The sequence below is a fragment of the Microtetraspora malaysiensis genome, assembly GCF_001528665.1.
Classification (GTDB): Bacteria; Actinomycetota; Actinomycetes; order Streptosporangiales; family Streptosporangiaceae; genus Microtetraspora_A; species Microtetraspora_A malaysiensis.
In genome coordinates this window covers 143,551-169,610 of the sequence record NZ_BBYJ01000014.1, presented here as the reverse complement: position 1 = coordinate 169,610, position 26,060 = coordinate 143,551, and the positions used below count along the sequence as shown (strand labels likewise).

28 protein-coding genes are annotated in these 26,060 nt (G+C 71.0%); 12 read left to right on the top strand and 16 right to left on the bottom strand.

What is annotated here, in order from left to right:
• Window positions 1–55 precede the first annotated feature (55 nt).
• Complete coding sequence (locus AWQ71_RS19265; RefSeq protein ID WP_067135088.1) at window positions 56–760, top strand: ABC transporter ATP-binding protein; 705 nt, start codon at window positions 56–58, stop codon at window positions 758–760.
• The gene (locus AWQ71_RS19260; RefSeq protein ID WP_067135086.1) at window positions 760–3,174 is read left to right on the top strand and encodes an ABC transporter permease; all 2,415 of its coding nucleotides are present in this window, start codon (window positions 760–762) and stop codon (window positions 3,172–3,174) included. The genes AWQ71_RS19265 and AWQ71_RS19260 overlap by 1 nt, the downstream gene beginning before the upstream one ends.
• A 142-nt stretch (window positions 3,175–3,316) precedes the next feature.
• Here the strand turns inward: AWQ71_RS19260 and AWQ71_RS19255 are convergent, their stop codons facing one another.
• On the bottom strand, window positions 3,317–4,111 hold the full coding sequence (locus tag AWQ71_RS19255) for a hypothetical protein (RefSeq protein ID WP_084259051.1): 795 nt from the start codon (window positions 4,109–4,111) through the stop codon (window positions 3,317–3,319).
• A gap of 82 nt (window positions 4,112–4,193) precedes the next feature.
• Between AWQ71_RS19255 and AWQ71_RS19250 the strand changes: the two genes are divergently transcribed.
• From AWQ71_RS19250 to AWQ71_RS19240, 3 genes are all read left to right on the top strand, one after another.
• The gene (locus tag AWQ71_RS19250; protein ID WP_067135084.1) at window positions 4,194–5,000 is read left to right on the top strand and encodes a crotonase/enoyl-CoA hydratase family protein; all 807 of its coding nucleotides are present in this window, start codon (window positions 4,194–4,196) and stop codon (window positions 4,998–5,000) included.
• Window positions 4,981–6,516 (top strand): class I adenylate-forming enzyme family protein, encoded by a 1,536-nt coding sequence (locus AWQ71_RS19245; RefSeq protein ID WP_067135082.1) that lies wholly within the window; start codon window positions 4,981–4,983, stop codon window positions 6,514–6,516. Before AWQ71_RS19250 ends, AWQ71_RS19245 begins: the two co-directional genes overlap by 20 nt.
• 290 nt (window positions 6,517–6,806) lie before the next feature.
• Window positions 6,807–7,106 carry a helix-turn-helix domain-containing protein gene (locus AWQ71_RS19240; RefSeq protein ID WP_067135080.1) on the top strand — a complete coding sequence of 100 codons (300 nt, stop codon included), beginning with the start codon at window positions 6,807–6,809 and terminating at the stop codon, window positions 7,104–7,106.
• Window positions 7,107–7,143: 37 nt separating this feature from the next.
• On the opposite strand, the gene AWQ71_RS19235 is transcribed toward AWQ71_RS19240, so the two are convergent.
• The gene (locus tag AWQ71_RS19235) at window positions 7,144–8,997 is read right to left on the bottom strand and encodes a glycoside hydrolase family 15 protein (protein ID WP_245658363.1); all 1,854 of its coding nucleotides are present in this window, start codon (window positions 8,995–8,997) and stop codon (window positions 7,144–7,146) included.
• A gap of 109 nt (window positions 8,998–9,106) precedes the next feature.
• Complete coding sequence (locus AWQ71_RS19230) at window positions 9,107–10,033, bottom strand: NADP-dependent oxidoreductase (RefSeq protein WP_084259050.1); 927 nt, start codon at window positions 10,031–10,033, stop codon at window positions 9,107–9,109.
• Between the two features lie 146 nt (window positions 10,034–10,179).
• Between AWQ71_RS19230 and AWQ71_RS19225 the strand changes: the two genes are divergently transcribed.
• Window positions 10,180–10,761, top strand: a complete 582-nt coding sequence (locus AWQ71_RS19225) for a TetR/AcrR family transcriptional regulator (RefSeq protein WP_218001863.1) — start codon at window positions 10,180–10,182, stop codon at window positions 10,759–10,761.
• A 144-nt stretch (window positions 10,762–10,905) separates the two neighbouring features.
• Here AWQ71_RS19225 and AWQ71_RS19220 read toward each other — a convergent pair whose 3' ends face one another.
• The 4 genes from AWQ71_RS19220 to AWQ71_RS19205 form a co-directional block, all read right to left on the bottom strand.
• Window positions 10,906–11,376: a DUF8711 family protein gene (locus AWQ71_RS19220; protein ID WP_067135074.1), complete on the bottom strand. Its 471-nt coding sequence runs from the start codon at window positions 11,374–11,376 to the stop codon at window positions 10,906–10,908.
• Between the two features lie 443 nt (window positions 11,377–11,819).
• Window positions 11,820–12,308, bottom strand: a complete 489-nt coding sequence (locus tag AWQ71_RS19215; RefSeq protein WP_157570437.1) for a DUF5946 family protein — start codon at window positions 12,306–12,308, stop codon at window positions 11,820–11,822.
• Between the two features lie 52 nt (window positions 12,309–12,360).
• Window positions 12,361–12,690 (bottom strand): branched-chain amino acid transporter permease, encoded by a 330-nt coding sequence (locus AWQ71_RS19210; RefSeq protein ID WP_067135070.1) that lies wholly within the window; start codon window positions 12,688–12,690, stop codon window positions 12,361–12,363.
• 7 nt (window positions 12,691–12,697) lie between these two features.
• On the bottom strand, window positions 12,698–13,474 hold the full coding sequence (locus AWQ71_RS19205) for an AzlC family ABC transporter permease (RefSeq protein ID WP_084259049.1): 777 nt from the start codon (window positions 13,472–13,474) through the stop codon (window positions 12,698–12,700).
• Window positions 13,475–13,527: 53 nt separating this feature from the next.
• Here AWQ71_RS19205 and AWQ71_RS19200 point away from each other — a divergent pair, with 53 nt between their 5' ends.
• Window positions 13,528–13,989, top strand: a complete 462-nt coding sequence (locus tag AWQ71_RS19200) for an Lrp/AsnC family transcriptional regulator (RefSeq protein WP_369407206.1) — start codon at window positions 13,528–13,530, stop codon at window positions 13,987–13,989.
• Window positions 13,990–14,071: 82 nt separating this feature from the next.
• On the opposite strand, the gene AWQ71_RS19195 is transcribed toward AWQ71_RS19200, so the two are convergent.
• On the bottom strand, window positions 14,072–15,619 hold the full coding sequence (locus AWQ71_RS19195) for an MFS transporter (protein WP_067135066.1): 1,548 nt from the start codon (window positions 15,617–15,619) through the stop codon (window positions 14,072–14,074).
• Window positions 15,620–15,668: 49 nt separating this feature from the next.
• On the bottom strand, window positions 15,669–16,223 hold the full coding sequence (locus AWQ71_RS19190; protein ID WP_067135064.1) for a TetR/AcrR family transcriptional regulator: 555 nt from the start codon (window positions 16,221–16,223) through the stop codon (window positions 15,669–15,671).
• Between the two features lie 197 nt (window positions 16,224–16,420).
• Between AWQ71_RS19190 and AWQ71_RS19185 the strand changes: the two genes are divergently transcribed.
• On the top strand, window positions 16,421–18,028 hold the full coding sequence (locus tag AWQ71_RS19185; RefSeq protein ID WP_067135062.1) for a fatty acyl-CoA synthetase: 1,608 nt from the start codon (window positions 16,421–16,423) through the stop codon (window positions 18,026–18,028).
• A 53-nt stretch (window positions 18,029–18,081) separates the two neighbouring features.
• Here AWQ71_RS19185 and AWQ71_RS19180 read toward each other — a convergent pair whose 3' ends face one another.
• The 6 genes from AWQ71_RS19180 to AWQ71_RS19155 all read right to left on the bottom strand — a co-directional run bounded on the left by AWQ71_RS19180 (window position 18,082) and on the right by AWQ71_RS19155 (window position 23,068).
• Window positions 18,082–18,900, bottom strand: coding sequence for an urease accessory protein UreD (locus AWQ71_RS19180; RefSeq protein WP_067135060.1), 819 nt, complete (start codon window positions 18,898–18,900; stop codon window positions 18,082–18,084).
• Window positions 18,901–18,922: 22 nt separating this feature from the next.
• The gene (ureG, locus tag AWQ71_RS19175) at window positions 18,923–19,642 is read right to left on the bottom strand and encodes an urease accessory protein UreG (RefSeq protein WP_084259047.1); all 720 of its coding nucleotides are present in this window, start codon (window positions 19,640–19,642) and stop codon (window positions 18,923–18,925) included.
• A 45-nt stretch (window positions 19,643–19,687) separates the two neighbouring features.
• Window positions 19,688–20,611: an urease accessory protein UreF gene (locus AWQ71_RS19170; protein WP_218001862.1), complete on the bottom strand. Its 924-nt coding sequence runs from the start codon at window positions 20,609–20,611 to the stop codon at window positions 19,688–19,690.
• An 89-nt stretch (window positions 20,612–20,700) separates the two neighbouring features.
• A complete protein-coding gene (locus tag AWQ71_RS19165) occupies window positions 20,701–22,449 on the bottom strand; it encodes an urease subunit alpha (RefSeq protein ID WP_067135056.1) in 1,749 nt (582 codons plus the stop codon).
• Window positions 22,446–22,769 carry an urease subunit beta gene (locus AWQ71_RS19160; RefSeq protein WP_067135054.1) on the bottom strand — a complete coding sequence of 108 codons (324 nt, stop codon included), beginning with the start codon at window positions 22,767–22,769 and terminating at the stop codon, window positions 22,446–22,448. The genes AWQ71_RS19165 and AWQ71_RS19160 overlap by 4 nt, the downstream gene beginning before the upstream one ends.
• Window positions 22,766–23,068: an urease subunit gamma gene (locus AWQ71_RS19155; protein ID WP_067135052.1), complete on the bottom strand. Its 303-nt coding sequence runs from the start codon at window positions 23,066–23,068 to the stop codon at window positions 22,766–22,768. Before AWQ71_RS19155 ends, AWQ71_RS19160 begins: the two co-directional genes overlap by 4 nt.
• Before the next feature lie 167 nt (window positions 23,069–23,235).
• Between AWQ71_RS19155 and AWQ71_RS19150 the strand changes: the two genes are divergently transcribed.
• From AWQ71_RS19150 to AWQ71_RS19135, 4 genes are all read left to right on the top strand, one after another.
• Window positions 23,236–23,754: a hypothetical protein gene (locus AWQ71_RS19150; protein ID WP_067135050.1), complete on the top strand. Its 519-nt coding sequence runs from the start codon at window positions 23,236–23,238 to the stop codon at window positions 23,752–23,754.
• 127 nt (window positions 23,755–23,881) lie between these two features.
• Window positions 23,882–24,220, top strand: coding sequence for an ArsR/SmtB family transcription factor (locus AWQ71_RS19145; RefSeq protein ID WP_067135048.1), 339 nt, complete (start codon window positions 23,882–23,884; stop codon window positions 24,218–24,220).
• Window positions 24,217–24,693 (top strand): SRPBCC domain-containing protein, encoded by a 477-nt coding sequence (locus AWQ71_RS19140; protein ID WP_067135046.1) that lies wholly within the window; start codon window positions 24,217–24,219, stop codon window positions 24,691–24,693. Before AWQ71_RS19145 ends, AWQ71_RS19140 begins: the two co-directional genes overlap by 4 nt.
• Window positions 24,690–25,316: a dihydrofolate reductase family protein gene (locus AWQ71_RS19135; protein WP_067135044.1), complete on the top strand. Its 627-nt coding sequence runs from the start codon at window positions 24,690–24,692 to the stop codon at window positions 25,314–25,316. The genes AWQ71_RS19140 and AWQ71_RS19135 overlap by 4 nt, the downstream gene beginning before the upstream one ends.
• Window positions 25,317–25,459: 143 nt before the next feature.
• Here the strand turns inward: AWQ71_RS19135 and AWQ71_RS19130 are convergent, their stop codons facing one another.
• Window positions 25,460–26,014: a DUF6529 family protein gene (locus tag AWQ71_RS19130; RefSeq protein WP_218001861.1), complete on the bottom strand. Its 555-nt coding sequence runs from the start codon at window positions 26,012–26,014 to the stop codon at window positions 25,460–25,462.
• Between the last annotated feature and the right edge of the window lie 46 nt (window positions 26,015–26,060).

Genomic DNA, 26,060 nt, shown 5'->3' with positions numbered 1-26,060 from the left:
GGCATATCGAAAACCACATACATGCTGACAACACCGCGCTGCCTTGACTGCAGGCATGACGACCACCACCCGGCAAGGCGCGCAGGAAACCGTGGCCGCCAGCGCGTGGAACCTGACCAAGACCTACGGCCAAGGCGATGCCCAGGTGCATGCCCTGCGCGGCATCGACTTCGACCTCCCACGAGGCAGGTTCACCGCGATCATGGGGCCGAGCGGGTCGGGCAAGTCCACGCTGATGCACTGCCTGGCCGGACTCGACCAGCCCAGCGGCGGCACCGTCACCGTGGCGGGCACCGACCTCGGATCACTCGATGACGACGCGCTCACGATCTTCCGCCGCGAGCACATCGGCTTCGTGTTCCAGTCGTTCAACCTGCTGCCGATGCTCACCGCGGGCGAGAACATCGTGCTCCCGCTTGAGCTGGGCGGTCGCCGGATCGACGACGCGGCACGGGAGCGCGCGCGCATGCTCGCCGACACCCTCGGCGTGGCCGACCGGCTCGGCCACCGGCCCGCAGAGCTGTCCGGCGGCCAGCAGCAGCGGGTCGCAATCGCCCGGGCCCTGATCACCGAGCCGGACCTGTTGTTCGCCGACGAGCCCACCGGAAACCTGGACAGCACCACGTCGGCGGAGGTGCTGGATCACCTGCGCCGGTCGGCGCGCGAACTCGGCCAGACCGTCGTGATGGTCACCCACGAGCGGGACGCGGCGACGTACGCCGACTACGTGGTCACCATGCAGGACGGGCGGATCGCCTGATGCGTACCGTCTTCCTCGCGTCGCTGCGCACCCACATCCGCAGGTACGTCGCAGCGGCGATCGCGGTCGCCGTCGCAGTCGCCTTCGTCGTCGTGGTCGGCGTGCTCACGTCCGGGGCGCGTAGCGGACTCATGGACGGCCTGGGGGCGCCGTACCGCGATGCCGACTACGTGGTCTCGGCGGCGGGGTGGCCATCGTCCGAGCTGGACCCGAAGGCCGCGATCGCATTCGCCGAGCGACACGGTGAGAACGCGGCCGCGACCGGCCGGGCAACGCTGCCAGCGCGCGCGAACGGCCGGCGCCTCCCCTCCGAAACGACCGTGGGGCCGATCGCCACCTCGGCGGAGTGGCGCTGGCAGGAGCTCAGCTCGGGTCGCTTCCCCGCACGCACGGGCGAGGCGGTGGCGGACGTGTATTTCGCCCTGGCCGAGCACATCGCGGTCGGCGACCGGGTTCGGATCGGTGAGGGCGCCGCCGCGCGCGACGTACGCGTGGTCGGTCTCGTGGAGTCGCCCTCGCCCCCGGCCCAGGCCGCGATGTACGTCACCTGGCCGCAGTTGCTGCAGTGGCGCGACCATCTCCATCTGAGCGCGGTGGCGGTGCGCGGGGAGGTAGGTCAGCTCCCGGAAGGCGCGAAGGCGCAGTCGCCGGAGGGGTTCGCCGCGGAGCGGCTGACCTATGTCCAGAACAGGGTGGACAGCTTGTCGGTGATGCTGCTGTTGTTCGCCGGCATCGCGCTCTTCGTCGCGGTCCTGGTCATCGCGAACACGTTCTCCATCCTGTTCGCGCAACGACTCCGCGACTTCGCACTGCTGCGCTGCATCGGTGCGACCCGGCGGCAGGTGGTGCGTTCGGTACGCCGCGAGGCGGCCGTCGTCGGGGTTCTCGCGTCGCTGACCGGGACACTGGTCGGCGTCGGTCTCGGCTACGGGCTGATCGCCCTGATCAACACCCTCACGCCCACCGCCTTGATGGGCGCCGCCGAGTTGCCCACGCCCTGGCTGCTGGGAGGGTTCGCCGTCGGCCTGGTGGTCACCATGGTCGCGTCCTGGCTGCCGGCCCGGCGTGTGGTCCGGGTGAGCCCGCTGGCGGCGCTGCGCCCGGATGCCGCGGTCGACGTGCACACGGCCACCGGCCTGGTGCGGCTGGCGCTCGCCGCGATCCTCCTGGTCACCGGGCCGGCCCTGCTCGGGGTGGCGATGGTCCAGGGCAGTACGGCGCTCATGGTGGCAGGCGGAGGATCGGTGTTCGCCGGCGTACTCCTCTTCGGGCCGGTGCTCGTTCCCCACCTGGTCTGGATCACCGGCGCGTTGCTCGGCCCCGCCGGAAGGCTGGCGACCAAGAACGCTGTGCGCAACCCGCGCCGGACCGCCACCACCACTGCCTCCTTGCTGGTCGGCGTCACCCTGACGACCGCCGTGCTCACCGGGATGGCCACGTGGCGTTCGGCGTTGGATGAGCAGATCGGCAGGGACCACCCCATCGATGTCGCACTCACCTCGCCCGAGAGGCCGGTCACCACCGACCTCCTTGACCGGGTACGTCACACTCCCGGTGTGGAGCGGGCCATTCCAGTGGACGGCGCCGTGGCCCGAGTGGCCGGGCTCGACAAACCGATCCCGGTTGTCACCGCGCCGGCCGCGGAGCACGTGGCCCGCGACGGCGGCGCGTTCGCCCGGGTGGAGCCGGGGAAGATCGGAATCGATTCCGAGGCCTTCGGCAAGGACCTGAGTCTGCGGCCCGGTGACCGGGTCACGGTGCGCGTCGGCGACCGGCGAGCCCAGTTGCAGGTCGCCGTCGGCACCGGCTGGGGCCCGGTGGGCGTGGTCGCGCCCGAGACGCTGGCGACGCTCACCGACGCCCCCGAGCCGCATGCCATCTGGATCCGCGCCTCCTCCGGCGCCGACCCGGCTCGACTCGGCGGTGACCTGGACAAGCTGGCGGATCCGGTTGGCGCGACGATCGAGAACGGGTTGCGGACCTGGGAGTCGCTGGACCAACAGCTGGAAATTTATACCTGGTCAGCGCTCGGCCTGCTCGGCATCGCGGTCGTGATCGCCCTGATCGGGATCGCGAACACCCTGGGACTCTCCGTACTCGAACGCGCCCGCGAGCACGCGATGCTGCGCGCGCTCGGGCTCACCCGCAGGCAGCTGAGGCGGATGCTGGCGACCGAGGCGGTGCTGCTGTCGGTGGTGGCCACCCTGCTCGGCACCGTGATCGGCGTCGGGTTCGCCTGGGTCGGCTACGAGACGCTCGTGACGCGGGCGCTCAGCGACGCCACCATGCGCGTCCCCTGGCTGTCACTCGGTGTCGTCGTCCTCATCGCCGCCCTGGCCGGGCTCCTCGCCGCTGTTCTCCCGGCGCGCCGGGCCGCCCGGGTGACTCCGGCCGCAGGGCTGTCCCTCGACTGATGCCCTCGTCAGTCGCTTGGCCGGCGGCTGCTGACGTCCGCCGGTCATGCGCGGCCGCCGGCCTGGCTCGCCGCCATCACCACCGCGCTCAACCCCTCAGCCTGCCCGGCCACCGAGGAGAGGTAGCTTTTCGCCGGGGTGCTCAGTCCTGTTCGTCGAGACCGAGCAGTCGCCCCCAGACGGTCTGGGCCGTCTCCTGGTAGGACCTGGTCAGCGCGACCAGCCGTCGGTGGGGCTCGGGGTCGCAGAGTTCCGCGGGCAGCAGGGGGTCGTGCACGATCGTCGCGATCGCCCGGCTGCCGAGGAGGAGCGACTCGCGTGCGAACTCCTCGGCGCTCAGTGTGCCGAGGCGGTCGCGGCTCCGGGTGAGCTCGTGCGCCGTCCGGTCGAGTCGCGCGACGAGCTCGCCGGTGTCCCAGAGCCGTCGCAGCTCACGGTCGGTCGCCGGATCGAGCTGATCGATCCCGAACACGGCGGCTCCCGGAGCCATGCCGGTGTTCCCCAGGGTCCGGCGGAGCCCGTCGACGCCGTCGCGGAGGTTGCCGGGGCGTACGTGGAGCGCGCCGCGCCAGGTCCGGAATCCCAGGAGGTGCAGCGCGCGCTCGTGGTGGCGCAGGGTCGCGCGGTCGGTGCGGGCGGTGGCGGAGTTCTCGACCGCGACCCAGCGTCCGCTCCACGGGACGACGGACAGGTGCCGGTCCTCCCAGTGCTCGACGTGCGGGTACGTGCGCAGCCGGTCGGGATACGGCGTGTAGGTGCCGCGGCCGTCGCGGTCCAGCACTCCCTCCTCGTTCAACCGCGTCGCGGCCATGCGGATGCTCGGCCCGCTCAGTCCCACGATCTCGCCGGCGCGGCACAGCGCCGAGATCGAGAACCTGGTGTGCGGGCGGGCTGTCACCAGGTCCAGCAGGAGCTTGCGGGCCGTCAGCTCGGTCATTTGTAACGGCTCCTAGACAAGAATTTCCATGGCGCGTTATAAAGGCATTCCGTTGCTCCACTGTAGGACCACGGAGGTAGTGATGGCTGATGTGCGGGTCGAGGTCGATGGCGCGACCACCACGATCTGGCTGGACCGTCCCGACCGGCGCAACGCCGTCGACGGCGCGATGGCCGCGGAGCTGCGGGCGGCGTTCGAGGAGTTCGAGGCCGATCCGGGTCAGCGTGTGGCGGTGCTCGCCGGTACGGGCGGGACGTTCTGCGCCGGAGCCGACCTGACCGCGGTGGGCGACCCGGCCCGCCGAAACGAGCTCGACCCGGCCGGCGGCGGCAGCGGCCCGATGGGACCGACCCGGTTGCAGCTCGGCAAGCCTCTCATCGCCGCGATCAGCGGCTACGCCGTAGCGGGCGGACTTGAGCTGGCCCTCCTCGCCGACCTGCGGATCGTGGAGCGTGACGCGGTGCTGGGCGTCTTCTGCCGGCGGTGGGGGGTGCCGCTCATCGACGGCGGCACGGTCCGCCTGCCGCGGATCGTCGGCCTGGGCCGGGCGCTCGACCTGATCTTGACCGGACGTCCGGTCGAGGCCGACGAGGCGCTCGCGATGGGACTGGCCAACCGGGTCGTCGAACCCGGCCGGGCGGTCGACGCCGCGCGGGAGCTCGCCGCCCAGATCGCGGCCTTCCCGTTCGAGTGCGTGCTGGCCGACCGCGCCTCGGTCTACGCCGGGCTCGATCTGACCGTCGCCGAGGCGCTGCGCGCCGAGGGAGCCGCGGGCGTCCCCGTCGTGGCGCGTGAGGGCGTGGCCGGCGCCGCCCGCTTCGCCGCCGGTGAGGGCCGGCACGGAAGCTTCACCCCGAGAGGAGACCAGCATGAGTCCCACCACCCGTGAGCTGATCGTTCGCGGCGCGCGGCAGCACGCCGACCGGGTCGCCGTCGTGTTCGGCGAGGAGGAGCTGACCTACGCGCAGGTCGACCGGCTGAGCAACCGGCTCGCTCATGTGCTGGGGGAAGCGGGCGCCGGACACCGGCGGCGCGTCGGGCTTCTCGTGAACAACGGCCTGCTCAGCGTCCCGCTCGACTTCGCCTGTGTGAAGGCCGGGATCAACCGGGTCCCGCTCAACGCCCGGCTGTCGGTCGCCGAGCACGTCACCATGCTCACCGACACCCGATGTGAGCTCGTGGTGTTCGGGCCGGACCTGACCGACCGCGCCCGTGAACTGGCCGCCGCGCTCCCGCAGGTCGTCTTCCTGGGCCTGGAGACCGGCCTGGACGACGAGCCGAGCCTGCTGCGCAGGGCCGAGAACGCGCCCGCGAGCCTGCCCGAGGTCCCGGTGGAGCCCGACGATGTGATCCTGACCCTGTTCACCTCCGGGACGACCGGCACCCTGAAGGCGGCCCAGCACACGCAGGCGTCCTACGCGGCGATCTGCCGGAACGTGCTGCTCAACCTCTTCCCGGCCACGCGTGACGACGTTATGCTCCACGCCGCGAGCCTGATCCACGCCAGCGGGGTGTTCGTGCTGCCGCTGTGGCTGCGCGGCGGCCGCACGGTGATCCTCCCCGGCTTCCTGCCCGGGGCGTTCCTGGAGGCGATCCCGCGCTACGGGGCGACCGCGACCACCCTGGTGCCGACCATGATCCAGATGCTGGTCGAGCACCCGGCCTTCGAGACCACCGACGTCTCCACGATGCGCCGGGTCATCTACGGCGCATCGCCCATGCCGCGTCCCACCATCGAGCGCGCCATGCGCGCGTGGGGCCGGGAGCGCTTCTGGCAGTACTACGGGCAGACCGAGATCCCGCTGTGCATCGCCGTACTCCGGCCGGAGGACCACGGCGGCGCGCGGCTCGCCGCGTGCGGGCAGATCGCGACCGAGATCGACCTGCGCCTGCTCGACGAGGACGGCCGCGAGGTCGCCCCGGGCGAGCCGGGGGAGATCGTGGTGCGCGGGCCTTCGGCGAGCGCCGGGTACTTCGCCGCCCCGGAACTGACCGCGCAGACCTTCCGTGACGGCTGGGTCCACACCCGCGATGTCGGGGTCCTGGACGACAACGGCTTCCTGTTCCTCAAGGACCGGACCTCCGACATGATCATCAGCGGCGGCTACAACGTCTATCCGCGGGAGGTCGAGGACGTCCTGCTGGAGCACCCGGCGGTGCGCGAGGTCGCCGTCGTCGGCACCCCCGACGAACGCTGGGTGGAGGCGGTCACCGCCGTCGTGGTCGTCGCCGACGGGGTCGAGCCGGACGACGAGCTGCGCGAAAAGCTGGTCGTGCACGTTGCCGAGAAGGTGGCGTCCTACAAGAAGCCGCGCACGGTCGTCTTCCGCGACGCCATCCCCAAGACGGCTGTCGGCAAGCTCGACCGCAAGCGCCTGCGCGTCGAGCTCACGGCCGAGCGCTGACGGGCACGCGCGCCTTCCGCGCGTTCCCTGTTCAACGAGCGTGTGGCCGAGCGCCCGCCGGAGGGCCGGATCCGTTACGCCTGTTCTCGGCCTTCGGGAGCCCCCGGCCCGATGCTGGGCCGATGCTCCATTCGCAGGACGGCGCGTTTGCCCGCCTTGTAACGTCCGATCATCCTGCTCACGGTGTTCAAGAAGCAACGGATGCGTGAGGCCGGTGAGACCGAGCGGGCGGTACGAGCGATGGAGCGGTGTATTGCCGAGTCGCACACGGCAGATGAGGAGCGAGGGCCATGGCCGATCGCAAGGCGTGGGCCGACAAGCGTGCCGAGATCATGGGCCGTCCCGGTGCCGGAGCCGCCTATGAGGCCGCTCGTCTTCGGTTCGAGCTCGGAGAGGCGGTGCGGCAGCGCCGCGAAGAACTCGGGCTCACGCAGGCCGAACCGGCTGAGCGGGCCGGCCTCAAGCAGCCCGCGGTCGCTCGCTTCGAGGCCGGCGGCACCATGCCCACCATCCCCATGCTGGAACGTCTCGCCGAAGCGCTCGAAGTACGTCTCAACGTCCAGTTCCAACCGCTCCGCGAGGCAAGCTGACTCGGCCGATCGGATCAGCTCCGCTGGCGGCCGCCGATCAGCCGAGGGCGCGGTCGAGGTTGAACGCGGCGCTGATCAGCGCGAAGTGGGTGAAGGCCTGCGGGAAGTTGCCCTGCTGCTCGCCGGTGTGGCTGATCTGCTCGGCGTACAGGCCGAGATGGTTGGCGTAGGTGAGCATCTTCTCGAAGGCCAGCCGTGCCTCGTCGAGTCGCCCGGCACGGGCGAGCGCCTCCACGTACCAGAACGAGCAGATCGAGAAGGTGCCTTCGGCGCCGCGCAGGCCGTCGGGGCTGGCGGCGGGGTCGTAGCGGTAGACCAGCGAGTCGGACACCAGGTCGGCGGTGAGCGCGTCCAGCGTGGCGAGCCACTTCGGGTCGGTGGGGGAGATGAACTTGGTCAACGGCATCATCAGGACCGCGGCGTCGAGGACGTCGCCGTCGAAGTGCTGGACGAACGCCCGCCGCGTGGGAGACCAGCCGCGGCTCATGATCTGCCGGTAGATCGCGTCCCGGGCCCGGGCCCAGCGGGAGAGGTCGGCGGGCAGGCCACGGCGGTGGGCCAGCCGCATGGCCCGTTCGATCGCCACCCAGCACATGAGCCGGGAGTACAGGAAGTTCTTGCGGCCGCCGCGGGTTTCCCAGATGCCCTCGTCGGGCTGGTCCCAGTGGTCGCAGACCCACTCCACCGCTTCGCAGGCGCTGTCCCACTGGTCGCTGGGGATCGGCTGGCCCCACTTGTCGCAGAGATAGACCGAGTCGATCAGCGCGCCGTATATGTCGAGCTGGAGCTGATCGGCGGCGGCGTTTCCGACGCGTACCGGGGCGGAGCCGCGGTAGCCCTCCAGCTCGGCCAGTTCGTGTTCGGGGAGGTCGGTGCGGCCGTCGATGCCGTACATGATCTGCAGCGGCCCCTGTCCGCCGGCGCGCAGGCTGACGCGCTCGCGCAGGAACTTCATGAAGGCCTCGGCCTCGCTGGAGAAGCCCAGGCGCAGCAGGGCGTAGGCGCAGAAGGCCGCGTCGCGGATCCAGACGTACCGGTAGTCCCAGTTGCGTCCGCCGCCGATCTGTTCGGGAAGGCTGGTTGTCGGCGCGGCCACGATCGCTCCGGTGGGCGCGTAGGTGAGCAGCTTGAGAGTCAGCGCGGAGCGGTGCACGATCTCCCGCCACCGGCCGCGGTAGCGGGAGGAGGACAGCCACCGGCGCCAGAACGCCACGGTGGCGGTGAACTGCTGTTCGGCCTCGGCGTGCGGGCAGCCCCGTGGCGTGATGTCGTCGCTGACGCAGTCGAGCGCGAATACCGCGGACTCACCCTCGCCGAGCTTGAACGACGCGGTCGCGTTCTGGGCGTCGTGCTCGACCGCCACGGTCGCGGTCAGCGCGAGCGCGAGGTCCGCGGACTCGAAGAGGATCTGACCGGCCTGCCGCCGGACGATGTGCGGCTTTCTGGCGTAGTCGAACCGCGGAGCCACCCGCGCGCGGAACGGCACCGAGCCGCGCACGCACAGCACGCGCCGGATCAGCCGATGCCGGCCGAGCTCGCCCGCGTCGTCGGTGATCGGCATGAAGTCCTGGACCTCTCCCACGCCGTCCTCGGTGAAGAACCGGGTGATCAGCACGTTGGTGTCCGGGAAGTAGAACTGCTTGGTCCTCGTCGGCGCGTCCGCGGCCAGCTCGAACGACCCGCCCCGGTCGGCGTCCAGGATCGAGCCGAACACGCTGGGCGCGTCGAAGCGCGGACAGCAGTACCAATCGATGGTGCCGTCGGTGCCCACCAGGGCCGCGGTGCGCAGATCGCCGATCAGTCCGTGGTCGGCGATCGGCAGGTAGTCAGCGCTGGCGTACGGTTGTCGCCTGCCGGTCATACGGGTGTGCTGCCCCGGTTCGGGGGTCATTCACGCCGCGGTGTGGGGCTCGTGCTCGGCGGGCCCATTTGGCAGGGCGGGCCAGGCGGGAGCGGCTACCCGCGGCGGGTTCCTCCCTGATCTGATCCGGCCGCAGCCGTCAGATCGGTGCCAGGACAAGTTTGCCGCGGACATGCCCTGCCTGGCTGTCGCGATGGGCGGCGGCCGCGTCGGTCAAGGGATAGGTGCGGGCGATGGGGATCGTGATCGTGCCTACCGCCACCAGCGCTATCGCTTCGGCCAGAATGCCGGGCATGTCGTCGGGCTCGCCGTAGGCGAGGCGCACGCCCAGTGACCGTGCCGACGCGTCGGCGAGAGTGATGACGCGATCGGGATCTCCGGTCAACTCCACCAGGGCGGAGAGGGAACCGCGCCCCGAGGCGTCGACGGCGGCGTCCACACCGTCCGCGGCGACAGCCCGGACCCGGTCGGCCAGGCCGTCGCCGTAGCTCACGGGGATGGCATCGAGAGAGCGCAGGTAGTGGTGGTTGGGTGGGCTGGCCGTGCCGATCACCGTGAGTCCGCGATGCCGGGCGACCTGGGTTGCGACAGTCCCCACGCCGCCGGCCGCGCCGTCGATCACGATCGTCTCGCCCTGCGCCAGGCGGAGCTGGGCGAAAGCGTGATAGGCCGTGGTGCCGGCCACCGGCAGGGCGGCTGCGACCTCCCAGGGCACCGCTGCGGGTTTCGCGGCGATGGAGTCGCAGTTTGCCAGCGCCAGTTCGGCGTAACTTCCGGAGACCGCCTTGCCGAAGACCTCGTCTCCGACGGCGACATCGGTCACGTCCGGCCCGACGGACTCGACGACGCCGGCCACGTCGACACCGGGAACGGCCGGAAACCGCACCGGCATCATCGCGGCCATGACGCCGCTGCGGATCTTCCAGTCGATCGGGTTGACACCGGCGGCGCGGACGGCGATGCGGACCTGTCCCGGGCCCGGATCGGGCACCTCGCACTCGGCCACACGCAGGACCTCGGCCTCGCCGTATTCGGAGAACATCACAGCCCGACAGATGCGTTTCATAGCTCCCTTTCCGCAGGTGGCGTCCATACCCACTGGCACTTCACCCAACGCGGACATCGGGCGAGCGAAGCCAGGAAGGACGCGAACCGGTCCTACGGTCCGGTAAGATACGGTCCACTGGACCACTTTTGCAAGGAGGTGTGGCTGTGACCGAACGCGCCGATGCTGCTCGCAACCGCGCCGCCGTACTGACCGCAGCGGAAGCGCTTTTCCAGCGCGAGGACCTCGACCATGTCAGCCTGGCCCGCATCGCCCAGGCCGCCGGAGTCGGCAAGGCCACGGTCATGCGCCGCTTCGGCGACCTGCTGGGACTGGTCGAAGCGCTCATCGCGCCACGCGTCACCGCCCTGCGGGATCGCGTGCGATCCGGAGAACCCCCACTCGGCCCCGGAGGAGATGCCGGAGCGCGGCTCCACGCCTACCTCGATGCCCTGTTCGACTTCGTCCTGGACAACCGCACGCTCATCCGTGCCTTGGAGCACTACGGGCCGTACGCCTACTACGCCAACCCCGCCAGCCAGTTCTGGATCGACGAACTCACCGACCGGATCCGTGTCGTACGGCCCGCCGTCGACGCCCCTTACCTTGCCTACGCCGTCTTCACCGCGCTCCGCGCCGACGTCATGGACTACCTTCGCCAGCATCAACACATGGACATCGAACGCATTCGCGCAGGCGTGCACGCCCTTGCCGACCCGCCAGGCCCCCAGCCCGACCCGCACCGGTGAGCCCTGCCAGGAGCGGCGGGTCGGCGGAGTCGGCGGCCGAACTGGACGATCACGAACTGAGCCGGCCCGATTGATCGCCGGGCCGTCAGCGCGCCATCAAGGGCCGTGCCGTAACCACCGGTGTGTTCGCGGGCACTGAGGGAGTCAGGAGCAGGCGGCCAGGAGCTTCTTGCTGGCCACGTCGGCCTTCTTGCTGACGTCACTCGCCGTGGCGGAGTTGACGTCGAGCTGGGAGAACGCGTCGACCATCTCGGACAGGGCCGTCTTGAGATCGCCGTCGGCCCGCCCGGAGAGCTTCTTGAGCGTGTCGGCGTGGCCCGAAATCGCCTTGTTGATGCTCTGGTGATCGGTGGGCGCCGCCATCACCTTGGTCATGAATTCGCCCGTCGCGGCAAGCGCCTCGGCACAGATCGCCGGGTTGCCCGCGCCACCCGTGACACCTTTCGTGCCGTCGTCGGTGCCCTTGTCGGTGCCACCGTCGGCGGCCTTGCTGATATTGGCCGGCTTGTCTTCTCCGCTCTTGCCGCCGCCGAGGTCGGTGCTGTTGCAGGCCGCGGTGAGGGAGACGAGCACGATCGCCGCGACGGCTGCGAGGGTCTTCCGGACGTTGCTCATGGGTGGTCCTTCCGATGGATCGTCACTGAGAAGGAGCTTCCGCGCGCTCCCTTGAGGCTCGCTTTCAAAGTCCTGTCACCAGGCGATGAGAACACAGCGGACGGGCCGTGGCCGGGAAAACGGTGAAGGCAGACCGGTGGGCGGAGGCGCCACGGCTCTCAAGCTAGGCCCGCGGGTGGCGGGGAGTGATCCGTGCCAGCACGGATATCGGCAGTGGGCGCCGACCTCGCGACCGCGGTCTGTGGCGTATCCCCTTGGAAACCGGTGCGGCCCATGCCCGGGCCTGAGGCTTCTGCGCGGCGGTCAACATTCTCAGGGCAGGGCTTGCCCTTCGCGGCGCTGCGGAAGCGGCTTGGCGAGCCTCCGCTCCCTTCAAGGAGCGGAGGAGTCACAAGGGCAACGTGTTCCGCTTCCTGGGATGAGCCCGCAGCGGCCTTCGGGGATCAGGCCTGGATAGATCTCCAGGACTCCACGGTCGCTTCGGCGATGGCCTCGATGCGGTGTCCGTAGGCCAGATGCCCATCAGACACGAAGCTGCCGTCCCTGAACGGCAACCCGGAGAACGTGGCGCGGAAATCCCGGGGAGGCCCGGCCGGCGGAAGCGGTTCGTATGCCGCCAATGGCGCCATGTCGTAGCCCGACCGTACTCCGTGCTTGTTCCGCGCCACCTGATGAGCCGCCACGCGAAGCAGCGCGTCAAGGCCCTTGTCCACGTAGAGCTGCAGCTGGCGGAACTGACCGTCAAGGTACTTCTCGTGAGCTCTGGCAGGATGCTGCAGGAGATACGCGCAGACCACCGGGGCGTGCCACCTGTACATCTGAGGATCGGCCTGCTCTTCCGAGAGGATCGCGTGGTAATAGTCCACGCATTCGCCCAGCGGGCCGGCAACCGCACCGCAGTCACACTGCGCCGCAACGGGGATATCTGCCATGATCCGCAACATAGGCGGCCAGGAGCGGCCTTGTCGACGGGATTTCGGGTCGTCAGGCCGGCCAGAGGGTCGACATCGCCACGTGCAGGGCCGTGGCGCCCAGGACACTGATCACGGCGTTGCGGGTTCTCAGGTGCAGCCCGATGGCGGCGGCCAGGGCCAGCGCGGTGGGCACGACGTCCGCCCAGGCCGTGGGGCGGACCTCGCGCAGCGTGTAGAGGGCCAGGATCAGCATGATGCCGGTGGGCATCTGGCGGGCGAGGTACCGCAGGACGGCCGAGCTGCGCAGCGGGGTCAGGACGGCGAAGGGCAGGGCGCGCAGGCCCCAGGTGACGGCGGCGCTGACGGCCACGGCGGTGGCCAGGTAGAGCGGGGTGGGCATGCGGGTCCTATCCTTCCCCGCCCGCTGCGGCCACGGCGGGTACGGCGGGTACGGCGGGTACGGGGTGGCGGTGCTCGTCGGGCGCGGGTGAGCCGGCGCGGTGGCGCAGGGCGTACCGGATGAGCAGGCTCACGGTGAACAGGGCCATCGCGGCCGGCAGCACCTGTCCCGGCGTGAGGAGCGCGGCGAGGGCGAAGCTCGCCGCGGCCAGCAGGGGAGCGGGCAGGTCCCGCTGTGTCCGCCAGGCGTCGATCGTCAGAACCACGAACAGGGCGGTCAGCGCGAAGTCCAGGCCGTGCAGGGTGATCGGAATCAATGAGCCGGCGAGCGCACCGAGCGTGGCCCCGCCGACCCAGTAGCCCTGGCACAGCGCCTGCATCCAGAGGATGCGGGCGCCGCTCCAGGAGCGGGCGTGTTCCCCGGCGGTCATGGCGTAGGCCTCGTCGGTGAGCGCGAAGGTGGCGTACACGCGGCCGAGCGGCCGGACCCGGGAGAGGGGGAAGGACAGCGCGTAGAAGACGTGCCGGAGGTTCACCAGGAGCGCGGTGACCGCGATCTGCCCCAGTGGTGTCACCGAGGCGACCAGGCCCAGCAGCAGGAACTCCAGCGACCCGGCGTAGATCACGGCGGTGAACACCGTGGCCCACCACCAGGTCAGCCCGGCGTGCACCACCAGGACGCCGAAGCTGATCCCGAGGGGGAACAGGCTCAGCCCCACCGAGGCGGTGTCGGCCGCCGCTGCCGCGAAGTCCCGCGCTCCGCCTCTTGCTCGCATTCCACGCATGAACGCAATTTTAGTGCGTACAGCGCATAATATGGTTTCAAAAGTGAGCGGAAATGAGGACTATGAGCAATTCTATTAGCCTAGATCACGTTGATCAGGAAATATTGTTTCATCTCGCTCAGGATGGGCGATTGTCGAACGTGGAGCTGGCCCGCCGGGTGGGCCTCACGCCGCCGCCGTGCCTGCGCCGGGTCAAGCGCCTGGAGGACGCCGGGGTGATCGCCGGGTACCGGGCGCAGATCTCTCCCGAGGCCCTGGGTCGTTCTCTGGAAGTGGTCGTGTCGGTGGAGATCGCGGTCAACGACCTGCAGACCGTGGAGGACTTCGAATCCCGGGTCGCGGCGCTGGAGGAGGTCGTGGAGTTCCGGCGCATGTTCGGGCGCCCCGACTACTACATGCGCGTGGCGGTCGCCGACCAGATCGCCTACGAGAAGTTCCTCAGCCAGCGGATCCTGCCGCTGCCCGCGGTCTCCCGCGTCGATTCCCACCTCACCATGAAGCGCATCAAGGAGTGACGGCGCGCCACGCCCCCGTGGGGACGTGGGGCGCCGTCCGGGCGCTCCGGCGCGCTGACCGCGGCGGTCGGCGCGCCTGCCGTCAGTGGTCCGCGGCGCTGTCCTGCCGCAGCCCCTTGAGGAGGAACCAGGCGGCCAGGGCGGTGGCCAGGAGGACCACCGCGCCGACGGTCGCCGTACCGGCCAGGCCCGCGGTGAAGGCGTCCTGGGCGGCGGTCAGGAGGGCGTGGCCGTCGGCTCCGCCGATTGAGGCGGCGGCCTCCGCCGCGCCGCCGATTGAGGCGTGCGCGGCCTCGGCGATCGCGGACGGGATGCCGGGCGGGGTGGTGAAGCCCTGGTAGACGCCGTTCACGATGGAGCCGAGGATGGCGATGCCGAGCGCCGCGCCGAGCTCGTAGGCGGTCTCGGCGACGGCGGAGGCGGCGCCCGCCTGCTCCTTCGGGACGCTGGAGACGATCACGTCGGCGGTGGTGGTGAAGGCGAGGCCCGCACCGACGCCGACCAGGAGCAGCGTGGTGAGCAGCAGTCCGTAGCCGGTGCCCGGTTCGAGTCCGGCCAGCAGGAGCAGGGCGACGCCGATGCCGGCGAGCCCGCCGGAGACGACGACGCGGACCGAGGTCCGGCGGACCGCCGCCCCGGCCAGCAGTCCGGTGAGTACGGCGCCCGCGGTGGCGGGCAGCTCGGCGATGCCCGCCTGGAGCGGTGAGAGGCCCTGGACGAGCTGGAGGAACTGGGAGAGGAAGAAGACCAGCCCGGTCAGGCCCAGCACGGCGAAGAGGTCGCAGGCGACGACCGCGGAGAAGCCGCGGTGGCGGAAGAGGCGGACGTCGATCAGCGGCGCGGCGAGGCTCTTCTGCCGGCGGACGAACCAGACCAGGGCGGCGACACCGACCGCGCCGGCCACGCCGGCCTGCGTCGACCAGCCGTGCGACGCGGCGTTCTTGATCGCGTACACGACGCCGATCATGCCGACGAGCGACAGACCGACGCTGGGCAGGTCCCACGGTCCGGGCGCGGGGTTCTTCGACTCGGGCAGCAGCTTCGCGCCGACCAGGATCAGGAGGGCCATCACCGGCAGGTTGATGAGGAAGACCGAGCCCCACCAGAAGTGCTCCAGCAGGAATCCGCCCGCCAGCGGGCCGAGGGCCGCCCCGGCCGAGGCGCTGGAACCCCAGATGCCGATGGCGAGGGAGCGCTCACGCGGGTCGGTGAAGATGTTGCGGATCAGCGCGAGGGTGGAGGGCATCAGCGTCGCGCCGGCCACGCCCAGCAGGGCGCGGGCGGCGATCAGCATTTCGGGGCCGGCGGCGTAGGCGTTGAGCAGCGAGGCGGCGCCGAAGGCGGCGGCGCCGGTCAGCAGGAGCTTCTTGCGGCCGATGCGGTCGCCGAGGCTGCCCATGGAGACGAGCAGGCCGGCGATGACGAACGAGTAGACGTCGCCGATCCACAGCAACTGGACGCCGGACGGCTTGAGGTCCTCGCTGATGAACGGGGTGGCCAGGGCGAGGACCGTCGCGTCGACGGCGACCAGGAGGACGGCGAGGACGAGCACGCCGAGCGCGGCCCAGCGGCCGGGGTGCTTGTCGTTCAGTTCGGTCGGTTCCGGTGTCGGCCGCGAAACGGTGGTCATGGTGCGGGTTGTCCTTCGACAGGGTGGGGTTCGTGGAGCGCCGTCGCGATCAGGGTTGCGGGGTGCGGCGTTCGAGGCCGCCCAGCATCAACCCGGTGATCATCGCGGTGTAGTCGCGGGGCGCGGTCTTGCCGAGCTGGATGGTCCAGGCGGCGGCGGAGATGAGCCCGTAGAGGGCTTCGATGAGCCAGGCCGGGGAGAGGTCGATGCGGAACTCGCCGGACTCCTGGCCGCGCTTGAACAGCGCGGCGATCCGGACGTCGATCAGCTGCCAGCCCTCGTTGAGCTCCTCGCCCTCGAAGAGCTGGTTCTCGGTGGCCAGGAAGGCGAGGAAGCTCGCGACCGGGTGGCTGGCCTCGACCAGTCGGACCAGCGCCTCGGTGGCGCTGCCGTCGTCCAGCCGGGCCTGGTCCACGACCTCCTGGAGCTGGCGCATGCCGAGTTCCTCAAGGGCGCGGATGAGCGCGTCCCGCCCGGCGAAGTGCCGGTGCAGGGTGGCGCGGCTGATCCCGGCGGCCTTGGCGATCTCGTCCTGGGTGGCGGTCGCCTTGCGCGAGAGCAGGTCCGCCGCGCAGCGGAGTACGTGGTCACGATCGAACGCCATGAGACAAATATACCTCATGTGAGACATCAATGTCTCAAATCCGCCATGTCTTGGTGCGGTGGGGGCGATCAAGAGATGGCGGCGGGCGCCGCGCGCGGCCTGGGCGGCGGCTTCCGGTCCGTACAGATCTCCTCAAAAGTGGCGTAAGTCACTACGCTTTCCGGAAGTTTCGTCTGCTGCGCCAGTTGGAGAACTTTATGGCTTTCGCTGGACCCTCGGCCCCCTCGGAAGCGGCGGCGGACGTCGCCCTCGCCCGCAGGCAGTCCCTCGCCGACCTGCTGCGCCGCTCCGCCCGACGCCATCCGAGCAGGCTCGCCGTGTCGGACGGGAGGACCAGTCGCACCTTCGCCGAGCTGGACGAGGACGCCTCCCGGCTGGCCGGCGCGCTGATCGCGCGCGGCGTGCGGCCCGGCGAACGGGTCGCGGTGCTCTCGCGCAACAGCGTGGAGTACGTGCAGACGATCTTCGGGGTCGCCCGCGCCGGAGCGGTCCTCGTGCCGATCAACTTCATGCTCGGGGCCGACGAGATCGGCTACGTGCTCGCGCACTCGTCCGCCGTCGCGCTGATCGCGCAGTACGCGCTCCTTCCCGTGGCGCGGGACGCGGCCAAGGCGGCCGACCGCCTCAGGATCCGCGTCGCGTACGGGGACGCCGACGGGTGGGAGCCGTTCGGCGCGCTGCTCGCCCACGAGGACGCCGAGGCCCCCGCCGTCCTCATCGGCGCCGACGACCCCGCCCAGGTCCTCTACACCTCCGGCACCGAGTCACGCCCGAAGGGCGCGGTGCTGTCCCACGCCGCGCTGATCGCGCAGTACAGCAGTTGCGTCATCGACGGCGGCATGGACCGCAACGATGTCGAGCTGCACGCGATGCCGCTGTTCCACTGCGCGCAGCAGCACTGCTTCCTGGTGCCGGACATCCAGCTCGGCGCGGTCAGCCACATCCTGCCCGGCCCCGACCCGGCCGCCCTGCTGGAGGCGATGGAGCGCCACCGGGTGACGAAGTTCTTCGCCCCGCCGACCGTGTGGATCTCCCTCCTGCGCCACCCGGACTTCGACCGGCGCGACCTCTCCTCCCTCAGGAAGGGCTACTACGGCGCGGCGATCATGCCGGTCGAGGTGCTCAGAGAGATCGGCGAGCGGCTGCCCGGCGTGCGTCTGTGGAACTTCTACGGCCAGACGGAGATGGCCCCGGTCGCGGTCATGCTCCAGCCGGAGGACCAGATCCGCAAGGCGGGGTCGGCCGGCCAGGCCGCCCTGAACGTCGAGACCCGGGTCGTGGACGCCGACGGCGACGACGTGGCGCCGGGAGAGATCGGGGAGATCGTCCACCGGAGCCCGCACGCCGTCCTCGGCTACCTGGACGACCCGGAGAAGACGGCCGAGGCCTTCCGCGGCGGCTGGTTCCACTCCGGCGACCTGGGGGTGATGGACGACGAGGGGTTCCTCACGGTCGTCGACCGGATCAAGGACATGATCAAGACCGGCGGTGAGAACGTCGCCAGCCGGGAGGTCGAGGAGGTCATCTACGAGCACCCCGCCGTCGCCGAGGTCGCGGTCGTCGGGGTCAGGCATCCCAGCTGGATCGAGGCGGTCGTCGCGATCGTGGTGACCAAGCCGGGCACGGCCGTCACCGAGGAGGAGCTGCGGGCCCACACGCGGTCGCGGCTGGCCGCCTTCAAGGTGCCCAAGGCGGTCGCCTTCGTCGACGCGCTCCCGAAGAACCCGAGCGGCAAGATCCTCAAGCGCGAGCTGCGGGACCTGCACGCCGGCCTCGCCGACCGGATCCCGGGCGCCGGCCGCTGACCCCGTCCCGCCGGCCCTGTCCGCCGCCGCCCCGAGCTCGGACGCGGCGGCGGTTACGGCGCGGCGAGCGCTTCGCCCCATTCGAGGCGCTTGCGCAGCTGGACGGCGTCTTCGGCCAGGGCCGACACCAGGACGCCGGGCCCGGCCAGCGGAAGCACCGCGCAGCCGTCGCCCAGCATGGCCCGCGGCGGCGCGCTCTCCGGAGAACCGGCCCGCGCGCCGCGCGGCAGACCGTCCCCGGCCACGGGGGCGTCGGCAGCGTGACCGCGCCCCGCGATGAGGGTGCTCCCGACGCAGCGGGCGGTGCCGTACACGGCGGGGCTGCCGTCGGCCGCCGGTTCGCCGACGACGAGTTCCTGACGGAGCAGCGGCGTCCCGTCCACGACCGCGTCGAACCGGGACCGGCACCGTCCCGGCCGCTCGCCGTGGCGGCCGAAGACGATCTCCTCCCTCCAGAACACGGTGGCGTCCCGCGCGAGCGAGAGCCGTACGGCGACGCGGTGCGCGCATCCGGCGGCCAGTACGGTCGGCTCCGGCACGAAGCGCAGCGAGCCGCCCGCGCCGACCCGGGCGGTGACGACCAGGACGGAGTCCGCCGCGCGGGGACCGGGCAGGACCAGCGTGCTCGCGATCGAACGGACCTCCAGCGTGGTGCCGGGCGCGACGGCGACGTCGAGCACGAGGCGGTCGCCTCCGAGCGGTCCGGCCGCCGTCGAGACGAGGTGGACCACGTCGGGTCCGGTCTGCCGGAGGGTCAGCGGCGGATCCGACCGCAGGGTCTCCAGCCGGGTGCGGCCTCCGGGGCCGCGCTCCGTCCTGACCGCCGCGCGCGCCCGCACGGACGACCGGGTGCCGAGTGGCGGCGCCGTCATCGCGTCTCCTTCGGACCCGACGTCATGCCAGGTCGAGGGGCATGGGGATCTCAACCGGCCCGTCCGCGTGGTCATGGATGTGGCCGTGCCGGTGCCGCCACGAGTGGACGACGCCGGACACCCAGTCGGCGACGCCGGGCGCGCCGCCGTCCTCCCTGATCGAGGTGAACAGCACGGGCCTGCCCTCGCGTACGGCTTCCGCGTCCCGGGCCATGACGGCCAGGTCCGCGCCGACGAGGGGAGCGAGATCGGTCTTGTTGACCACGAGCAGGTCGGCCGTGGTGACGCCCGGACCGCCCTTGCGCGGGACCTTGTCCCCGCCGGAGACGTCGAGCACGAAGATCTGGGCGTCCGCCAGCCCGCGGCTGAAGGTGGCGGTCAGGTTGTCGCCTCCGCTCTCGACGATCACCAGATCGAGCGGCCCGAACCGCTCCTCCAGGGTCTCGACCGCGTCCAGATTGGCCGCGATGTCGTCGCGGATCGCGGTGTGGGGGCAGCAGCCGGTCTGCACCGCGAGGATGCGTTCGGGGTCGAGCACCCCCGCGCGGCGCAGGAAGTCGGCGTCCTCGGTCGTGTAGATGTCGTTCGTCACGACGCCGAGCCGCATCGACCGGCCGAGGCCGCGGCACAGCGCGGCCACCAGAGCGGTCTTGCCGCTGCCGACCGGGCCGCCGACGCCGAGGCGGAGCGCCCGGCCGTGGCCGTCCGGCGCGTCGTGCCGGTCGTTGTGGTGTGCGCCCATCTGCGGGTCACCGTCCTTCTGCGTGGCCGTCAGGGATGGAGCCGGTCAGGAGACGAAGAGCCGGGTCGCGGCCTTCAGGTGGTTCTCGGCCAAAAGGTCGAGCGCGGGCGCGGCCGCCGCGGGTAACGCCGCCCACCACGCGTCGCCCGCGACCTCCGGACCGGCGAGATCCGGGTCCGCCGTCCCCTCGCCGTCCGGGCAGGGGGTCCACCGGCTGTCTGCATCGGCGGCCCCGCGCTCCGGGCGCGCGGCCGTACGAGTGGCCGTACGAGCGGCGCGTGCGGTCTCGTCCAGCGAGGGAGCCAGGTCGGCGAGCAGCCGGTGCACCGCCACCGGGTCCAGGCCGAGGAGCCGCACGGCCGCCGTCGCCGGCCCCGTCACCGACGCGTAGGCCGCGGCCAGCGCGGCCTGGCCCGGGTCGCAGCCTGCCGCCGCGGCCGCCGCGCCGAGCGCGATCGGATGGTGCGCGCCCTCGGGTACGGCTCGCGCGAGCGTCTCGAGGACGGGCGACGGCCAGATCCGGCGGGCCGTCCTGACCAGGAGCCGCCCCTGGGTGCGAGCGGCCTCCCGCTGGGCGGGCGACGAGGTACGGGCGTCCGCCTCGGCGTCGAGCCTTCTCCAGAGGACGATCGGCTCCGGTGGGCCGCCGGCCGGCTCCGGCGCGGTGCTCTCGGAGGCGAGGTCGGCCGGTCGTCGCCGGGCGTTCGCCGAGGGCGCCGGAGCGTCGATGACGGCGGAGCCGAGCTCACGGGCGGAGCCGATATCGCAGGTGGAGCCGAGCTCGCAGGCGGCGGCGGCGAGCGCGGCGGCGACCAGGCCGGCCGTGGCGAGCCGCCCGCGTAGGAAGCGCGCCAGGTCGCCGGGGCCGGTCACCGCACCCGCGCGTACGGCCTCCTCGATACCGCCGGAATGAGCGTGGCCTCCGGCGGGCAGCCGGGAGTCGGCGAGCAGCAGGAGCGCGGCGTCCACGGTCACCGTCCTTCGTCGTGGTCGATCGAGGTCATCGGCCCGGGGCCGCCGGCCCAGCAGCCGGCCCTGCAGCCGTCTCAGAAGTCGGCTCAGAAGAGGAAGTAGCGCTGGGCCATGGGAAGCACCTCGGCGGGGGCGGGTTCGACAAGCTCGCCGTCCACCCGCACCGCGAAGGTGTCGGGGTTCACCTCGATCGAGGGAAGCGCGTCGTTGAGCACCATCGCCTCCTTGCCGCGCCGCCGTACGCCGGAGACGGGGGCGAGCCTGCGGGCGATCCTGAGCCGGTCGGCGAGGCCGTCCTCGATGGCGAGCGGGGACACGAAGTGCAGTGACGTCGCCGCCGCCGTGGCCGGCGCCGCGCCGAACATGGGCCGGGGGAGCACCGGCTGCGGGGTCGGGATCGACGCGTTCGCGTCGCCCATCTGCGCGTACGCGATCACGCCGCCCTTGATCACGAGATCCGGTTTCACCCCGAAGAACGCGGGACTCCAGAGCACGAGGTCGGCCAGTTTGCCGGGTTCGACCGAGCCGACCTCGGCCTCCAGCCCATGCGCTATCGCCGGATTTATCGTGTATTTCGCGATATAGCGGCGGGCGCGGAGGTTGTCGGCGGGGTGGGCGGTCCCGCGGGCGGACGCCGTACCGGACTCACCGGGAAGCGCGCCGCGCCGCCCCTTCATGACGTGCGCGGTCTGCCACGTGCGGATGATCGTCTCGCCGATCCGGCCCATGGCCTGAGAGTCGGAGCCGATCATCGAGATGGCTCCGACGTCGTGCAGGACGTCCTCGGCCGCCATCGTCGCCGGGCGGATCCGGGACTCGGCGAACGCCAGGTCCTCGGGGATCGACGGGTTGAGGTGGTGGCACACCATGAGCATGTCCAGGTGCTCGTGGTGCGTGTTGACGGTGTGCGGCCGGGTCGGGTTGGTGGACGACGGCAGGATGTTCCGATGGCCCGCCACCTTGATGATGTCGGGGGCGTGCCCGCCTCCGGCGCCCTCGGTGTGGTACGCATGGATCATCCGCCCGCCGATCGCCGCGAGCGTCGACTCGACGAACCCGGCCTCGTTCAGCGTGTCCGTGTGGATCGCCGCCTGCACCCCCGTGGCCTCGCACACGCCGAGGCAGGCGTCGATCGCGGCGGGCGTCGTGCCCCAGTCCTCGTGCAGCTTGAACCCGCAGGCCCCGGCCCTGAGCTGCTCGTACAGGCCCTCGATGCGCACGGTGTTGCCCTTGCCGAGCAGCGCCACGTTCACCGGGTGGGAGTCCAGCGACTCCAGCATGCGGGCGAGGTACCACGTGCCGGTGACCGTGGTCGCCTTGGTCCCCTCGGCGGGGCCCGTGCCGCCGCCGATGATCGTCGTGACGCCCGACGCCAGCGCCTCGTCCAGGAGTTGCGGGCAGATCAGGTGCACGTGGGAGTCCACCGCCCCCGCTGTGACGATCTTGCCGTTGCCCGCGAGGATCTCGGTGGACGGCCCGATGACGAGATCCGGGTGGACGCCGTCCATCGTGTCGGGGTTGCCCGCCTTGCCGATCGCCGAGATCCGCCCGTCGCGGATGCCGATATCGGCCTTGACGACGCCCCAGTGGTCGAGGATCACGGCGCCGGTGACGACCAGGTCGGGCGCGCCCTCGGCCCGGGTGGCGCGGGCCTGCCCCATGGACTCACGGATCACCTTGCCGCCGCCGAAGACGGCCTCGTCGCCCGCGCCGGCCGGGCCCATCGCGAGGTCCTCGGTCACCTCGACGAACAGATCCGTGTCGGCCAGCCGCACCCGGTCGCCGGCGGTCGGACCGTACAGCGCGGCGTAGCGTTCCCGTTCGACGGCGGTCATCGGGACTCCTCACGGTCGAGCGGGCCCGCCCATTCCGGACGCAGCCCCGGGACGACGCGGTGGCCCGCCAGGGGAACGAGCGTCACGTCGCGCTCGATGCCGGGCTCGAACCTGACGGCGGTCCCGGCGGGCACGTCCAGGCGGGTGCCCCAGGCGGCCCGCCGGTCGAACTCCAGCGCGGGGTTGGCCGCGGCGAAGTGGTAGTGCGATCCCACCTGGATCGGCCGGTCCGCCGTGTTGACGACCCGCAGCGTGATCCGCCGCCTACCGGGGTTGAGCGGGACCGGGGCGTCGCCGTACACGATCTCCCCGGGGATCATGCGATCGGCCGGTGGACGGTGACGAGCTTGGTGCCGTCGGGGAAGGTCGCCTCGATCTGCACCGACTCCAGCATCTCGGGGACGCCCTCCATGACGTCCTCGCGCTGGAGCACCTTGCGGCCCGCGTCCATCAGGTCCGCCACGCTGCGGCCGTCGCGCGCGCCCTCCAGCAGGAAGGACGCGATGAGCGCGGTGGCCTCGGGATGGTTGAGGAGAAGGCCCCGCTCCCGGCGGTCGCGGGCGACCCCCGCGGCGACGTGGATGAGCAGGCGTTCCTGTTCGTGTGGAGTGAGCCTCATGAACGGACGATAGGAAGCCGCCGTTTCCACCGCGTTTCCCGTGCATTTCGCGGACGTGTCAGTCGGCGATCCGCGACTCTGCCGGTCGCCGCGACATTTTTCCACGTCAGAAGATCGACCGGATTCGGGTAGAAATCATTGGTCGATCTACTTTTGCCGCTCATGAGATGATCTCGACCGTGTTTCCTCTCTATCGCATCGCGGCCGGATTCCTCATCGCCTCAGTGGCGTTACGCGTCAACGGATTCGACCTGCTCGTAGACGCCATCGGATGGGCGCTCGTGGTTTCGGGGCTCTCGCGCCTGGAAACGGCGGTGGATCCCGCCTTCGGCAAGGCTCGGATGGCCGCCCTCGTGACGTTGGTGCTCTCGCTCGCGGAGCTCACCGGGCTGACGGAGAACATCGTCATCGGCCTGCTTTACGGTGCGGGAAAACTCGTCACGATATGGCTGGTGGCAACGGGCATCGTTACCCGGGCGCGAGCTTTCGGCGACGTCTCCACCGCTTCGACTTTCGACGCGATCCGCTGGATTCTGACGATAGTCAGCGTTGTCGCGTCGCTGCTCGCGTATACGGCCGCCCGGACGCAGGGCATCGCATTCATCGTCGCGATCACCGGTTTCATCGTCATGGCGTGGTTCATCATCAGCTTGTACAGGTCGGCGCGCCTCTCCTACCTTGCCTGACCACGGTGACGTCGCCCGGCCGAGACGCTGTTGATCAGGGAGATGGCCGGTGATGGTTGGTGATCGCCTGCGCGACTCGACAGTTAGCTCTTGCGCTAACTATTGCGGGGCGGTGATACTTAGCGGCGTGGCACAGTATTCGGCGCAGCTCGACGGGCTGTTCGTCGCCCTCGCCGACCCCACCCGGCGCGCCGTCGTCCGGCGCCTCGGCCACGGGCCCACGAGCGTCGGCGACCTCGCCCGCGAGTTCCCGATGACCCTTCCCTCCTTCATGAAGCACGTGCGGACGCTCGAATCGAACGGGCTGATCCGCACGGTCAAGTCCGGCCGGGTGCGCACGTGCGTGCTCAACCGCGAGCGGCTCGCCTTGGTCGACGATTGGCTCGCGGAGCAGCGCCAGATCTGGGCGGAGCGCACCGACCGCCTCGAACAGTTGGTCACCGACCCGGAGGAGAACAGGCAGTGAATCCCGATCTCGACCTCGGCCTGGAGCGGATCATCCGCGCCCCGCGCGCGACCGTGTGGAGGGCCTGGACCGACCCGTCCCGGCTTGAGCAGTGGTGGGTCCCGGCTCCGTCCCGCTGCCGGGTGGACCGCCTGGACCTGCGGCCCGGCGGGGCGTTCGTGACGCGGCTGAGTGACGACGGGGCCGCGTTCGTCTCGCACCTGGACGCGTGCTTCCTCGCCGTGGACGAGTTCGAGCGGATCGTGTTCACCAATGCGATTGACAGCACGTGGCGGCCCGCGAGCCCCGCCCCGGTCCCGATGACCGCCACGATCACGCTGAACGATCACCCAGACGGCACGGACTACCGGATCGTCGTCCGGCACGGCGACCCGGAGGCCCGCGCTCATCACGAGAAGCTCGGCTTCGCCGAGGGGTGGGGGACGGTCACCCGCCAGTTGGCCGCTCTCACCGAGAGCGTGGCTCCGCGATGAAGATCACCCTCACCGAGTTCGTCACGCTCGACGGGGTCAGCCAGGGCCCCGGCTCGCCGGACGAGGACACCGGCGACGGATTCGTCCGTGGCGGCTGGCTCGTCCCCCACATGGACGGGATGTTCGTCCAGCGCGCCTCCGACTGGCTCGACCTCGCCGACGGCCTGCTGCTCGGCCGGCGGACCTACGAGGCGTTCGCACGCGACTGGCCGAAGATCACCGACCCTGCCGACCCGTTCGCCGAGCGGATGAACACCCTGCCGAAGTACGTCGTGACGAACACCCTCACCGAAGGGACCTGGAACCCCACGATCATCCTCAAGGGCGACCCGGTCCACGCGGTCACCGAACTCAAGGCACAGCCAGGCCGGGAACTCCAGATCCACGGAAGCGCCCGCCTGGGCGACTCACTGCTGTCGGCGGGCCTGATCGACACGCTCCGCCTCGTGGTCGCCCCCGCCGTACTCCGGACCGGCCGACGGCTGTTGACCGGCGCAGGCGCCCCGTCCGGCCTCCGCCTGCTCCATCACGAGGCCACGCCGAACGGCCTGCTGCTCCTCGAATACGAGGTGACCGGCCACGCACGCCAAGGCGAATACGAGGGCGTCACCGCCTTCATATGAGCAGCGCTATTGGGAGCTCGGCAGCCTGATCCTGTGCCGTGACATTTTTGCCACGCCGGGAGGTAATTTCCCGTCCTATTGCCGACGGTGACCGGAGCGGCGGAAAGCGAGGGCATCGGGAGGGCGGTCGAGTACCTCACGACCTAGGGTTGGGTCAGCTGCCAGAGGGCCGCTGCGGACCACAAGATCGCGATGAGGGTGACCAGGGTGCCGCCGGCGAGTGGCAACGCCCAGCCGGGTAGGTGCCGACTGCGGACGATGAGTACCTTCGCGGCGAATGCGCCGTAGAAGAAGCAGCCGGCGAGGGAGTGCAGGGCGACTCGGGCGCTGTCCGTCTGCACTCCGTAAGCGGTGATGCAGTGGTAGGCGATGGGCAGGGAGACCACGAACAGCACGGCTCCGCCGATGCGGTGGGCGAGGTGTACCGGGCGGGGGGCGGCACCGGCCCCGGGTAGCCGCTGGTAGATCCACAGCGCCAATATGAGCTGGTAGAAGGCCAGGCCCAGCAGGGCGGTGCCTACTTGCGCCTTCAGAAGGTTCGCGTCGTTGCCGCGGCGTCCGAACAGGCTGCTGGCGTAGTCGGGTGTGTGTATCCGGCCGAACGCGTACAAGGCCGCCGTCACGGCCAGGGCGAGCCCGGCGGCTGTCGCCAGCCGCAGCCGGGCCGGCCGGGGTGACATCTTCGGTGGGGCTCCCACGTCCGTCTGCTCCCTCCCATGGTCCTGGCCGCCGGGGCCGTCGCAA